Here is a 13,235-nt window from a genome sequence, read left to right on the forward strand (position 1 = left end):
ACGGCTGCGAACCGCCCAGGAGTCCGGATCACTCCACGGTGGCGGAGTTCTCGGCTCACGGGGGCGCGCAGGCGCCTTGGATGACCTGTCCAGTCTACCCGGTGGACGCCCGATCCTGGGCAGGTCGGGCGCGCGGCGGCGCCACCCGGGGGGAGGACGTCAGCCGTACGTGTCCCGCGGACCTCGGCCCGCGACCCGGCGCGGACCGCGCCCGAAGCCGTGCCCCACCGGTCCCAGGACGTCCACCTGCACCACGACGCCCTCGCCGAGGGCCTCGTCGAACCGCGCGAGCATGGCCGGTGCCAGCAGCCGCAGGTTCGCCGCCCACGCCGTCGACGAGGCGCGCACCGTCAGCAGCCCGGACGTGAAGGACACGTACTCGCAGTGGTCGGCGATCTGCGGGCCGACGATCTGCGCCCACCGGTGCACCAGGTCGCCCACCACCAGGCCGGGCTCCCAGCCCAGGTCCCGCGCGAGCAGGCCCGCCGAGACCGACAAGGGCTGCGGGTCGCGCGCCCCGGGGGCGGAGCCGCTGCTCACCGGCCTGCTGCGGACCACCCCCGGCCGCAGGCCGCGGGCCCGAGCGGCCTGCTTCGCCCGGGCGAGCGCCGCGCGCACCACCTGCTCCGGGGGCGTCAGATTCACCAGCTCGGAGACCGGGACGCCGTCGGGGACGCCCATCGGCGCAGGCAGGAGGGTGTCGTCGTCCGACGTCCCGCCGGGCCGCGCGGATGCCCCGGGTGCCGCGGCTGCACCGGGTGCGCGCCCGGCGCCGGGCCGGCGGTCAGCGGGCACGCGCCACCTCACCGGCCATGACGTCCACCCGCGCCCCGGCCAGCGGCTCGGGGACGTCCTGCGGCACCGCCGCCGTCACCAGCACCTGCCGCGCGGGCGCCACCAGCTCGGCCAGACGCTCCCGCCGGCGCGTGTCGAGCTCGGCGAACACGTCGTCGAGGATCAGCACCGGCTCACCGTCCGGCCCCCAGTCGGCCGCCCACGCGCCCGCGTCGTCGACACCGTGCGTCAGCAGCGCGTACGACGCGAGCCGCAGCGCGAGGGCGACCGACCACGACTCGCCGTGGCTCGCGTACCCCTTGGCCGGCAGGTCGCCGAGGGTGAGGTGCAGGTCGTCGCGGTGGGGACCGACGAGGCACACGCCCCGCTCGATCTCCTTGCTCCGCAGCCGACCCATCGCCTCGAGCAGCCGTGCCTCGACCACCTCGACGCCGGCGCCCGGTGCGACGGCGGGCTCGTCGTCCGCCTGCCCCAGCGCCGCGTCGAGGGAGGAGCGGTACGTCAGCCCCAGCTCGCCCTGACCGGCGCTGACCTGGTGGTACGACTCCGCGGCGCGCGGTCGCAGGGCTGCCACCAGTGCCTGGCGCGCGACGACCACCTGGGCACCGGTCTGCGCGAGCTTGGCGTCCCAGACGTCGAGCGTGCGCAGGTCCGCCCCCGACCGTGCCCGCGTCGCCGCCGCCGCGGACTTCAGCAGGGCCGACCGCTGCCGCAGGACGCGCTCGTAGTCGCTCAGGACACCGGCGATGCGCGGGGTGAGCTGCACCAGCAGGTCGTCGAGGAACCGGCGGCGCCCGTCCGGGTCACCCTTGACCAGGGCGAGGTCCTCGGGGGCGAACAGGACGGTCCGCAGGATGCCGAGCACGTCGCGGGCCCGGCCGGGGGAGCCGCCGTTGACCCGGGCCCGGTTCGCCTTGCCGGGCGTGATCTCGACCTCGACGAGCGTCGCACGCTCCTCCCGGACGACCTTGGCGCGCACGACCGCACGGTTCGTCCCGGCCCGGACGAGCGCGGCGTCGGACGGCACCCGGTGGCTGCCGAGCGTCGCGACGTACCCGATGGCCTCGACGAGGTTCGTCTTGCCCTGCCCGTTCGGGCCGACGAGCGCGGTGATGCCCGGGTCGAGCGGGAGCTCGACCTGAGGGTACGACCGGAAGTCGGTGAGGGACAGGTGCGCGACGTACACGCGGCTCAGGCCTCCGACGTGGGCGGTGCCGACGGGGTCACGGTCGCGGCGCCGGCGGCTCGCACCGCGTGGCCGCCGAACTGCTGCCGCAGCGCCGCGACGGCCTTCATGGCCGGCGACTCGCCCTGCCGGGAGGAGAAGCGCGCGAACAGCGCGGCCGAGATGACCGGGGCCGGGACGGCCAGGTCGATCGCCTCGTCGACGGTCCACCGGCCCTCGCCCGAGTCCTCGACCCAGTCGTCGATCGCCCCGAACTTCGGGTCCTCCTCGAGCGCCTGCACCAGCAGGTCCAGCAGCCAGGACCGCACGACCGTGCCGGTCGACCAGGCCCGCATCGTCGCGGGCACGTCCGTGACGAGGCCCTTCGCCGCGAGGAGCTCGTAGCCCTCGGCGTACGCCTGCATCAGCCCGTACTCGATGCCGTTGTGGACCATCTTCGCGTAGTGCCCGGCGCCCACGGGGCCCGCGTGCACGAACCCGTCGGCGCGCTCCCCCGGGGGGCGCAGCGCGTCGAACACCGGCATGGCCCGCTCGACGTCCCGCGACGCGCCGCCGACCATGAGGCCGTAGCCGTTCTCCAGGCCCCAGATGCCGCCCGACACCCCGGCGTCGATGAAGCCGATACCCCGCTCGGCCAGCAGCGCCGCATGGGGCTCGTCGTCCTGGTAGTACGAGTTGCCCCCGTCGATCACCAGGTCACCGGCGGTCAGGAGTCCCGCCAGGTCCTGGACCACAGCGTCGGTGATCGGCCCCGAGGGCACCATGACCCACACGACCCGCTCACCGGCGGGCAGCGCCTCGACCATGGCCTCCAGCGTGGGCACGTCGCTCACCTCGGGGTTGCGGTCGAAGCCTGTGACCTCGAGCCCCGCGTCCCGGATGCGCTGGCGCATGTTCGCGCCCATCTTGCCCAGCCCGACCAGACCGATGTGCATGCCTCGCCCCTCTCCGCGGGCCCCGTCCGGGCCCGACCCGGTCACTGTGCCGTACACACGGCCCCGCCGCGCGGGGGTCAGCTCGAGAAGCGGATCGGCACCAGCAGGTAGCGGTAGTCCTTGCGGTCGTCGCTCTCCAGCGACTCCTGGCCCGTGAACTCGACGGGCTTGTTCGGGTGCGTGAACGACATCCGGACGAACGTCGTGTCCAGGGCGCCCAGGCCGTCGGCCAGGAACTGCGGGTTGAACGCCACCGAGATGTCGTCGCCGACGAGGACGGCCTCGAGGGCCTCCGACGCCTGCGCGTCGTCACCCTGCCCGGCGTCGAGCACGACCTGCCCCTCGCTGAACGTCAGCCGGATGGGCGTGTTGCGCTCGGCCACGAGGGCGACGCGCTTGGCGGCCTCGGCGAGCGCCTGCGTGTTGACGATGGCGTGGATAGGGGTCTCGTCCGGGAACAGCCGGCGCACGGGCGGGTAGTCGCCGTCGACCAGCAGGCTGGTGGTCTGCCGACCGCCGGCCTCGAACCCGATGAGGTCGACACCGCCGCCGGTGGACAGCGCCACCGACACCGAGCCCGAGCCGCCGAGCGACTTGGCGGCGTCCGACAGCGTGCGCGCCCGCACCAGGGCGACGGCCTCGACGCCCGGGTTGGTGGGCTTCCACGTCATCTCGCGCAGCGCGAGGCGGTAGCGGTCGGTCGCCAGCAGCGTGACCTTCTCGCCCTCGATCTCCACGCGCACACCGGTGAGCAGCGGCAGGGTGTCGTCCCGGCTGGCCGCCACGGACACCTGCGCGACGGCGTGCGTCAGCTCGTCACCGTCGACGGTGCCCGTGACCTCCGGCATCACCGGCAGGTTGGGGTAGTCCTCGACGGGCATCGTCAGCAGCGTGAACCGGCTCGCACCGCACGTGACCTGCACCTTCGTGCCGTCGAGGACGACGTCCACCGGCTTGGCCGGCAGGGAGCGCGAGATCTCGGCGAGCAGACGCCCGGAGACGAGGACGGTGCCCGGCTCGCTCACGTCCGCCGGGAGCTGCGCACGGGCCGAGACCTCGTAGTCGAAGCTCGAGAGCTGGATCGTGCCGGTGGTGTCCGCCTCGATGCGCACGCCCGCCAGGACGGGGACCGGCGGGCGGGTCGGCAGGCTGCGTGCGGTCCACGTGACGGCATCGGCGAGCACGTCACGATCGACGCGGAACCTCATGCATCACCTTCTCGTCGTCCGGCCCGTCCGGCTCGTGCGCGGCGTGCCGAGAGGCACGGGCGGGCACGACGGCGGGCGCTGGTGGGGCTGAGCCGAAGACTACGCGACACGTCCGACGCCGGGTACACCGTGCGAGGTCGTCGGTTCTTCCTGGCGTCCCGGCCGGGCCCCGGCCGTCGCACCAGCGCACCCCACGTCGGTGTGTGGATCTCTTCCTGGTGAATGGGTCGTCGTCGTCATCGGGGGTGTTGATCATGTGGACGACGCGTCTTCATGCAGGTCAGAAGGCATATCGTCTTGTGCGGCGAGTGGGGACGCAGGACGCTGCCCCGGTGGACGGGGGTGGACGCCCCCGAAGTCGTCGATCCGTGTCCACCGACGGGCACCCCCGGGTCCACAGGTCTTGTGGGTGTCGTCCACCGTCGTCCACAGGTGTGTACACAGGTGTGAACATTCGTCCCATGCGTGTTTCACCCGCATGTCCACAGCCCCGTCAAGACACTTGTCCGGGTTTGGTGGTGAGAGTCCTCTCATGGACGCGCGGTCCAGACGGGTCCGCATGACGTGCGCGCCGTGGTCGCCGGGCCGGCTCGTCGGAACGTTTGTGCAGTTCAGAGGGCTAAGGACTCGCGCAGCAGGTCAGTTGTCCACAGGCTCGTGGGCGTCCGGGTGAACTGCTTCACAAATGTCCCCAGGCGGTGGGCAAACCTGTGGACAACCCGGATCACCGGTGGAGAGAAACGGACAGTCCGACCATCTCGTCCCCAGGTGGGGACGTGTCGTGCGGAGGCGTCGTCCCGGGTCGGGCTCCGGTGCTCGGCGTCGGGTGCGCGCCCGGGCCGCCCGGCGGGGTGACCGGCGTCACCGCGCCGGTGGCGGCGGGGGAGTCCGGCGCGTCGTGGCGGGAGCCTCGCGGGATGCCGTGCCGTTCGCCCGAAGAGCTGCGGGCTGGCCCGTGGGTCGCTGACGACCAGCACGGGCAGGCCGGCAGGGGCTCGTCAGGGCTGGTCGGAGGGGCTCGTCAGGGCTGGCCGGAGGGACTCGTCAGGGCGACCACCAGGACCCCGTGGGCGGGTGCCAGGAGCCACCGGGGCAGGCCGGCGGGGCCCGCCTGAGCAGGGCCGTCAGGACCCACCCGGAGCATGCCCTCAGGAGTTGACCGTGGGGCACGGCCGCGAGGACGCACGGGCGGTACTGCCGGCGGGCGCCCCTGCGTGCCGTCCGCGGGCGTCAGCCGCGGTGCTGCTGCTTGATGCGGTTGGTCAGCTCCGTGACCTGGTTGTAGATCGAGCGACGCTCGGCCATGAGCTCGCGGATCTTCCGGTTCGCGTGCATGACCGTGGTGTGGTCCCGCCCGCCGAAGGCCTGTCCGATCTTCGGCAGGGACAGGTCCGTGAGCTCCCGGCACAGGTACATGGCGATCTGCCGCGCGGTGACCAGCACGCGCGATCGGCTCGAGCCGCAGAGGTCCTCGATCGACAGGCCGAAGTACGCCGCCGTCTGGCCGATGACCGTCGTGGCGGTGATCTCCTGCGTCTGGTCGTCGGTGATGAGGTCCTTCAGGACGATCTCCGCGAGCGACACGTCGACCAGCTGCCGGTTCAGGTTGGCGAACGCGGTGACGCGGATGAGGGCACCCTCGAGCTCGCGGATGTTGGTCGAGATCCGCGACGCGATGTACTCCAGCACGTCGTCCGGCGCCTGCAGCCGCTCGCTCGCGGCCTTCTTGCGCAGGATCGCGATGCGGGTCTCGAGGTCCGGCGGCTGCACGTCGGTGATCAGGCCCCACTCGAACCGGGACCGCATCCGGTCCTCGAACCCGTTGAGCTGCTTGGGCGGGACGTCGGAGGTGATGACGACCTGCTTGCTCGCGTTGTGGAGCGTGTTGAACGTGTGGAAGAACTCCTCCATCGTCTGTTCCTTGCCCTGCAGGAACTGGATGTCGTCGATGAGCAGGACGTCGACCTCGCGGTAGCGGCGCTGGAACGCGCCGGCCTTGCCCTCGCCGATGGAGTTGATGAAGTCGTTGGTGAACTCCTCCGAGTTCACGTACCGCACCCGCACGGTGGGGTAGAGGTTCTGCGCGTAGTGCCCGATCGCGTGCAGCAGGTGGGTCTTGCCCAGCCCCGAGTCGCCGTAGATGAACAGCGGGTTGTACGCCTTGGCCGGTGCCTCGGCGACGGCGACGGCGGCCGCGTGCGCGAAGCGGTTGGACGAGCCGATGACGAAGGTCTCGAACAGGTACTTGGGGTTCAGCCGCGCGGGCTCCGAGAGACCGCGGCGAGGCGAGGGGCCGTCGCCGTCGACGGCGCGCAGGGCGGGACGGGTCTCGCGGTGCTGATCGCGGTCCGGCGCGTCGTCGCGCGGGGGAGCCTCGTCCTGGGTCGTGTCGTCCCGGCCGAAGCCGTGCGACGTGACCAGCGCGAGGTCCGGCCGCACCTCGCCGTTGCGCTCGTACCCGCCGGTCGCCTGTGCGGGCGGCACGACGCGCAGCGCGGGGGGCACGTCGTCGGCGACCTCGGGGTCGACCGTGATGGCGAACCGCGCCTCCCGACCGAGGGCCTCCGTCAGCGCCTGCGTGACCTCGGCGCGGACACGCGACTCGAGGTACTCCTTGGTCAGGTCGTTGCCGACGGCCAGGAGCATGGTGCCGTCGAGCAGCCCCAGGGGGTGCGCGAGACGGACGAACGCCAGCTGCCGCGGGGTGATGTCGGGGCTCGCCTCGAGGCTGGCGACCACGTGCCCCCAGAGGCGGGCCGGCTCTTCGTCCTGTGACAACGTCCTACCTCGTGATCGGTCCTGCGGGCGGGCTGAGTGTCGCACGGGCGACCGTCGTCCACATAGTTGTCCACACCTGTGCGCGCGGGTGGAGGGTCGTCCGAGGTGCAGCCGCCGGTGCGTCGCCGCGCCTGCGGGGGGCATCGCCGCCGGGCGAGCCGCGCCGTCGGGGCGCGTCAGGTCGGGCCCGGTGTCACCCGTGGAGGCGCGACGTGCCGATGCTACGGCCACACGGCGGAGCGCAGAAGCGCGCGACCGGGTGAGAGACGCGACACGCCGCACCCGGCGGTATCGTGGACGCGGTGACCTGGGGTATCGCGCAGGACCGGCGACCTCGGGCCGCAGGGCGCGAAGGGTAGCGGTGCACGCATTTGACCGCGCCGCGGGCGGGAGCGTAACGTGGTTCAGCCTTTCAACGGCTCCGTCCGGCGCGCCCTGACGCCGTCGCACGTCTCACAGCGTGCGTTCCCTGGAGCGGTGGAACACGGCACCAGGACCTGGTCGCGCGACTGCGTGCGATCGCTACGACAAACGTGTGGAGAACGTCGTGACCAAGCGCACCTTCCAGCCGAACAACCGGCGCCGGGCCAAGACCCACGGCTTCCGTCTGCGCATGCGGACGCGTGCCGGCCGCGCCATCCTCGCGGCGCGCCGCCGCAAGGGGCGCACCGAGCTCTCGGCCTGACGCTCGTCCCGGTGCTCCCCGCAGCGCACCGGATGCGCCGCTCTGCCGACTTCCAGCAGACGGTGCGCCGGGGCGCGCGTGGGGGCCGCGACACCCTCGTCGTGCACCTCACGACCTCGACCGACCCCGGCCCGCCGGTGGTCGGTCTCGTCGTGTCCAGAGCCGTCGGCAACGCGGTGACCCGCAACCGGGTCAAGCGGCGGCTGCGGGCCCTGGTCACGGCGCGGCTCGACGAGGTCCCCGACGGCTCACTGCTCGTCGTGCGGGCACAGCCGGCGGCCGCAGCGTCGTCGTCGGGGGAGCTCGGCCGCGACCTCGACAAGGCGCTCGCGACCGCCCGGCGACGGCTCACCGGCCGCGACGAGCACCGGGCACCGGCATGACCTGGGCGTCGGTCTGGTCCACGGTCCGGCGGCTGCCGAGTGCCGCGCTGCTCGGCCTGCTGTGGGTCTACCAGCGCGTCGTGTCGCCGCTGACGCCGCCGACCTGCCGGTTCTACCCGTCGTGCTCGCAGTACGCGGTGCTGGCCGTCCGGCGCCACGGCGCCCTGCGCGGCGGCTGGCTCGCCGTCCGGCGGGTGGCCCGGTGCCACCCCTGGAACCCTGGTGGCGTCGACGACGTTCCACCAGCGCGCGACGCGCACCCCTCTCACCACGCGGCTCGCGCCGCCCACTGACGCTCGCGAGGAGCACTGTTTCATGGGATGGATGGACGGCCTGCTGTGGCCCATCATGGTCGCGGTCGCGTGGCTCATGGTCCGCTTCCACGACCTGCTCACCTGGGTGGGTCTCGACCCGGCCAGCGGCGCCGCGTGGGCGCTGTCCATCGTCGGTCTCGTGATCGTCATGCGGATCCTGCTGATCCCGCTGTTCTTCAAGCAGATCAAGGCCTCGCGCGGCATGCAGCTGGTGCAGCCCGAGATGCAGGCGCTGCAGAAGAAGTACAAGGGCAAGAGTGACCCCGCGTCCCGTGAGGCCATGAGCCGCGAGATGATGGAGCTCTACAAGAAGCACGGGACCAACCCGTTCGCCTCCTGCCTGCCGATCCTGCTGCAGTCGCCCATCTTCTTCGCGCTGTTCCGGGTGCTGTTCGAGCTGCCGCGTCTCGCCGCCGGCACGTACGACCGCGCGGACAGCATCGGACCGCTGACCAAGGAGCTCGCCGGGCAGGCCGAGGCGGCCACGATCTGGGGCGCCCCGCTGTCGGGCACGTTCCTGCAGGCCGACGGCAACTGGCACATCCAGGTGGTCACGGTCGTCCTGATCGTCGCGATGTCGGTGACGACGTTCACGACGCAGCGCCAGCTCACGATGAAGAACATGCCGCCGGCGGCCCTGCAGGGCCCCATGGCGCAGCAGCAGAAGATCCTGCTCTACATGCTGCCGCTGATCTTCGCGTTCTCCGGCGTGAACTTCCCGATCGGTGTGCTCATCTACTGGACCACCACCAACCTGTGGTCGATGGGCCAGCAGTTCTACACGATCCGGCGCATGCCGGCGCCCGGCTCCGAGGCGGAGAAGGCGTTCAAGGCGCGTCAGGCCAAGAAGGCGGCGGCTCGGGGCAAGGTCATCGAGCCCGATGCTTCCAGCACGGTCGTGATCGAGGAGAAGCCCCGAGGTCAGCGGCCGCAGCCGAAGCGCAAGGAGCGCGCGAAGGCCCGTCCTGCGCAGCCCGGGGGACGCACGTCCGACATCGCGCCGTCCGACATCGCGCCGTCCGACGCCGCGCCGTCCGACGCCGCCGTCGATGACGTCGTCACGGACGAGCCGGCCGCGGTGGAGGATGCTCCGACCACGACCACGACGACGGCAGGCAAGAAGAAGAAGCGCAAGAGTCCGTCCTCCGGCCAGGCCGAGGGCCCCGCCGCGTCCTGACCACCGCTCACCGGCCCGGGTGGGCCGCCGTGGGTGCGACTTCCCTGAACGGAGAAGAGATGGGTACTTCGGAGACGAGCACGGTGCAGGACGGCGACCTCGTCACGCGTCTCGAGGAGGAGGGCGAGATCGCCGCCGACTACCTCGAGGAGTTCCTCGACATCGCGGACCTCGACGGGGACATCGACATCGACGTCGAGCACGGCCGTGCCGCGGTCGAGATCGTGGCGGAGGACGTGGCGGACGACTCGCTGCGCCGCCTGGTCGGGGCGGACGGCGAGGTGCTCGATGCACTGCAGGAGCTGACGCGGCTCGCTGTGCAGACGAAGACGGGCGAGAGGTCCCGCCTGATGCTGGACATCGCCGGCTACCGGGCGGAGCGCAGGACCGCTCTCGTCGAGGTCGCGCGGGTGGCGATCGAGCGGGTGAAGGCCGAGGGCGGACCGGTGACGCTCGACCCGATGAACCCGTTCGAGCGCAAGGTGGTGCACGACGCCGTGGCCGAGGCCGGGCTCGTGAGCGACTCCGAGGGCGTCGAGCCCGAACGGCGCGTGGTGATCCGTCCGGCCTGAGCCGGTCGCGCACACGTGAGGGGCGGGAGGCTGCGGCCTCCCGCCCCTTCGTCGTCCCCGGGGCCCGTGTTGCCGGTCCGGTGCACGTGGCATGTCGTGCGCGGGTGCCTCCAGGGCGGCGGAGTGCTCACGCTGGATGGCGGGGCGGCCGGCCTTCTCGTGGATGAGGCGCAGGAGCAACCCGGCGGGTTTCACGTGGAACAGCGCGCGCGTCGGGCGAGAGGGAAACCGGCCTCGCGGTGACGTGGCGTGGTGGAGCCAGCGCGACCGATGCGCAGGAGTCCAGTGGCAGCCGTCGTCCCGACCCGTGTTTCACGTGGAACGAGTGCGCGCGGCGGGGAGTGCGTGGCGCCCACACCAGGTGAGGGTCACCTCGCCGCACGTCGCGCTGATCGGAGCAGCTCGCGGAACACGGCGACCTCGGGTTCTGGGCGCGCCTCACCGATCGACAGGAGAGGGTCGACGTCCTCCAACACCCCTCCGTGCGGCAGCCACTGGGGGAAGTGCAGCGGCGAACATCTCCGTGAGCTGGGAGAAGGGCTCGGTCGGCTCGCACGCCAGATACGTGAGCCCGCCCATGAAGTGCGAGATCACGGACAGCTCGAGGTCGAGGGTCCGGACAGGTTCCAGCACGTCACGGGTGGCGGCCACGAGGTGTTCGCGACGTCGCTGCGATCGACGAACGGACCAAGCACCGTGATGTGCGGGCACAGGGGTGTGGATGCGAGGCGATGCTGATCGACTCGACCACTGGTACGGGAGCCTGGATCGCCGCGTGTCCCACACCGATCGGTCCGCCCTCACGGCGCGCGTCCTGGGAGACGCGGCCCAGCCGCCTCCCGCCGGTGGACCGGGGGCGGCCGACGGGCAGCGAGCGCAGGATCGCCCGGCGATCCGCGGGGGAGCGCCTGCTCACGGCCGGTCGGCTCGCGGGCACGGGTGCGTGCTGCAGGGGTTTCAGTCGGTGCGAACGGGTGGGTGGGTGTTCCACGTGGAACGTCACCACCGCCCACCGCCGGGAGTACCTGGGCTTGCGCGGCGCGGCGGCACGCCGCGGGACGGGCCGTCCCGTTCGCGGGTGTGATGTGCGGCAGGCGGGGCGTTCGAGCCGGTGTGGTCGGCGGCGGCCGTTTCACGTGGAACAGGCGACATGCCGCAAGCGCGCGACGCTTTCTGAGGGCGCAGTCGCGCAGGAGTCGCACATCGCTGCCCTGCTCCTGCCGACCCGCCCGTGTGGGTAGCCCTCGTGACGAGTCATCAGCGCCGCGGTCACGGAGAACCTGATCAGCGACGACCCGCGGGCGGAGCTCGCTGCACGCGGCGCCTCAACGACGGACGCGCCGCGCCGGAGGAGGAGCGGCACGTCGACGTTGGCTTCGACGAGTGAGCGGAACACTTTTCGTCGCCGGCCATGTTCGCCCCTCCACCGCTCATACGCCTGCCGGGATCGGCTGAGGAGCCGATGGTGATCCCGCGTGGCGCCGCTCTTCCGTGAACAGACCGCACGCCACGCCGAACCGCCCAGGGCACATCCGACGAACCGCGGTTCATGCGGAAGAGCGGACTGCCCTCGCGGGAGCGGCCCCCCAGCGCTGCGCCCCGCGCTGACACCACTCCCGCACACCAGGCCGCAGACGTCTGTTTCACGTGGAACGTCCACTTCCTCGCAGACGCCTCGCGCCCGTGGGCCGTCCACGCTGCCGAGCGCGCCACCGAACACCGCAGCCGGCACCGCCGGAGGCAGGGTGGGACGTGCTCAGGGATCACGGCGCCCGTCCGCCCGGAACTCCAGCGCGGCGGGCGGCACAGCCGCAGGGGTAGCTCGTCCCGGCTGGCACGCACCAGTCGGACGTTCGACGCTCGAGGATGACCACAGGGAGCGTGCAGTCGTTGGGTCTCGCCAACGTATGTGCGAACCGCGTAGACCTTCCTGGGGTGCCCGCGTCCCTCGCTGTCATCAGGGCGGAAGGGGTCGGCGCACGTGGCTCCATGGCCTCTGGCGTCACGATCGGGCCTGACCACGACACGGGCCCCTGGGAAGAGCGCGGGGTACGGGCAGTACCGGGGCCCGCCGCGCCGCAGCGTTCTGCGCATGGGCTCCGATGACCGAGCTGGCGGTGCCACCCGCGGAGCAACCGGACCGGCTCGGCAGCGTCCGGGGTCTCCTGCGTCCGCTCGTGTCCACGGCATGACCGAGACGGTCGCGCCAGGCGCCGTGCCGAGCGCGCTGTGTCGCCCGGGCAGGGGAGCCGGCGGGTCGCGGAGGATGTCGGCTCACATCGCGGGGGACGACGGTCGACGTGCGGTCCCTGCCGGTTCCGGCCCCAGGCATCTCTTGCCCCTCCGACAAGGGTGCGGCGCCCCGGTGATCCGCGTCCCGGCGACGACGACCACTCCAGACGTTGGACGAGTCGAGGACTGTGTCTCCACGGCCGGCGCGTGATCGAGGGGACGAGGGGTGCGTCGGATCGCGACGCAGACGTGTGCCTTGCTCCCTTCCTCGAAGGCCCGTGCGCGGGCGGGGGCTCCGACGGGCGTGGTGCGCCATGCCGCCGTGCTGGTCGGCGCCGGTTGCGCGGGACTGCCTCCGACGGACGGGCGGCTGCGGTATGTGCAGGACGGGAGCGCGCAGGCAGCGTCCGCGGGGGCCGTGCGGCCGGGCTCAGGCGGACCCGTGAGGGGCGCTATGAGGAGCCCTCGCACAAGAGCCCGAGGGGCGCCTGAGGGGGAGTGGGCTGCGGTGGGAAGCGGTCAACATCGTGGAGGAACAAACATCCCGCGCGTCGACGTGCGCGGTGACCGACGCACCTCGACATCCTCCGGTCTGCAACCCCCTGCTGACATGAGCGGGGCGTGCGTTGCCTGGAGACCGGTCTCGCTGCCGGCAGCGAACTCCGAGACCCGGGCCGGCGTCGGCAAGATCGGACGGGGCATCGGGTCAGCCCAGACACTCTCCCGTGCACCGTGCCCCGAGACCCAGGCCGCTCACGTCCGCCACGTGTTCCACGTGGAACGACGACGGGGGCAGTGCACGCGCCCGCGTGACCTAGGCGGGGGCTGGTTCACGTGGAAGGTGAGACTCGCGGCAGCCGGACCTGCACCCGTTGTCGATTCACGTGAAACGCCCGACCCCGTATGAGGCGTCGACGGCACCGCACTGGCCCGCGGGTCGTGGTCAGCTCGGTCTGAGGCGCGCGAACCG

The 13,235-nt window shown here is 72.3% G+C and carries 10 protein-coding genes; 5 read left to right on the plus strand and 5 right to left on the minus strand.

What is annotated here, in order from left to right; translation table 11 throughout:
- Positions 1–159: 159 nt before the first annotated feature.
- The 5 genes from J1G43_RS01305 to dnaA form a co-directional block, all read right to left on the minus strand.
- The gene (locus J1G43_RS01305; protein ID WP_307859437.1) at positions 160–795 is read right to left on the minus strand and encodes a DciA family protein; all 636 of its coding nucleotides are present in this window, start codon (positions 793–795) and stop codon (positions 160–162) included.
- Positions 785–1,981 carry a DNA replication/repair protein RecF gene (gene recF / locus J1G43_RS01310; RefSeq protein ID WP_207340058.1) on the minus strand — a complete coding sequence of 399 codons (1,197 nt, stop codon included), beginning with the start codon at positions 1,979–1,981 and terminating at the stop codon, positions 785–787. The genes J1G43_RS01305 and recF overlap by 11 nt, the downstream gene beginning before the upstream one ends.
- 5 nt (positions 1,982–1,986) lie before the next feature.
- Positions 1,987–2,916: a phosphogluconate dehydrogenase (NAD(+)-dependent, decarboxylating) gene (gnd, locus tag J1G43_RS01315; RefSeq protein ID WP_207377793.1), complete on the minus strand. Its 930-nt coding sequence runs from the start codon at positions 2,914–2,916 to the stop codon at positions 1,987–1,989.
- Positions 2,917–2,993: 77 nt separating this feature from the next.
- Entirely contained in the window at positions 2,994–4,124 is a 1,131-nt protein-coding gene (gene dnaN / locus J1G43_RS01320) for a DNA polymerase III subunit beta (protein ID WP_207340056.1), read from the minus strand.
- A gap of 1,230 nt (positions 4,125–5,354) precedes the next feature.
- Positions 5,355–6,902: a chromosomal replication initiator protein DnaA gene (dnaA, locus tag J1G43_RS01325; protein ID WP_207340055.1), complete on the minus strand. Its 1,548-nt coding sequence runs from the start codon at positions 6,900–6,902 to the stop codon at positions 5,355–5,357.
- 547 nt (positions 6,903–7,449) lie between these two features.
- Here dnaA and rpmH point away from each other — a divergent pair.
- The 5 genes from rpmH to J1G43_RS01350 are packed head-to-tail and all read left to right on the plus strand — an operon-like array spanning position 7,450 to position 10,033.
- Complete coding sequence (rpmH, locus tag J1G43_RS01330; RefSeq protein WP_191783193.1) at positions 7,450–7,587, plus strand: 50S ribosomal protein L34; 138 nt, start codon at positions 7,450–7,452, stop codon at positions 7,585–7,587.
- 11 nt (positions 7,588–7,598) lie between these two features.
- On the plus strand, positions 7,599–7,970 hold the full coding sequence (gene rnpA / locus J1G43_RS01335; RefSeq protein ID WP_207340054.1) for a ribonuclease P protein component: 372 nt from the start codon (positions 7,599–7,601) through the stop codon (positions 7,968–7,970).
- The gene (yidD, locus tag J1G43_RS01340; RefSeq protein ID WP_207340053.1) at positions 7,967–8,263 is read left to right on the plus strand and encodes a membrane protein insertion efficiency factor YidD; all 297 of its coding nucleotides are present in this window, start codon (positions 7,967–7,969) and stop codon (positions 8,261–8,263) included. The genes rnpA and yidD overlap by 4 nt, the downstream gene beginning before the upstream one ends.
- Before the next feature lie 22 nt (positions 8,264–8,285).
- On the plus strand, positions 8,286–9,461 hold the full coding sequence (gene yidC / locus J1G43_RS01345) for a membrane protein insertase YidC (RefSeq protein ID WP_207340052.1): 1,176 nt from the start codon (positions 8,286–8,288) through the stop codon (positions 9,459–9,461).
- Positions 9,462–9,520: 59 nt separating this feature from the next.
- Complete coding sequence (locus J1G43_RS01350) at positions 9,521–10,033, plus strand: R3H domain-containing nucleic acid-binding protein (RefSeq protein WP_207340051.1); 513 nt, start codon at positions 9,521–9,523, stop codon at positions 10,031–10,033.
- The last annotated feature ends 3,202 nt before the right edge of the window (positions 10,034–13,235 follow it).

The sequence above is a fragment of the Cellulomonas sp. zg-ZUI22 genome, assembly GCF_017353535.1.
Taxonomy (GTDB): Bacteria; Actinomycetota; Actinomycetes; order Actinomycetales; family Cellulomonadaceae; genus Cellulomonas; species Cellulomonas wangleii.

Bases quoted from the DNA above. Each gene is read 5' to 3' on its own strand.
- yidD (WP_207340053.1), top strand. From the start codon at position 7,967: ATGACCTGGGCGTCGGTCTGGTCCACGGTCCGGCGGCTGCCGAGTGCC.
- yidC (WP_207340052.1), top strand. From the start codon at position 8,286: ATGGGATGGATGGACGGCCTGCTGTGGCCCATCATGGTCGCGGTCGCG.
- J1G43_RS01350 (WP_207340051.1), top strand. From the start codon at position 9,521: ATGGGTACTTCGGAGACGAGCACGGTGCAGGACGGCGACCTCGTCACG.
- dnaN (WP_207340056.1), bottom strand. From the start codon at position 4,124: ATGAGGTTCCGCGTCGATCGTGACGTGCTCGCCGATGCCGTCACGTGG.
- gnd (WP_207377793.1), bottom strand. From the start codon at position 2,916: ATGCACATCGGTCTGGTCGGGCTGGGCAAGATGGGCGCGAACATGCGC.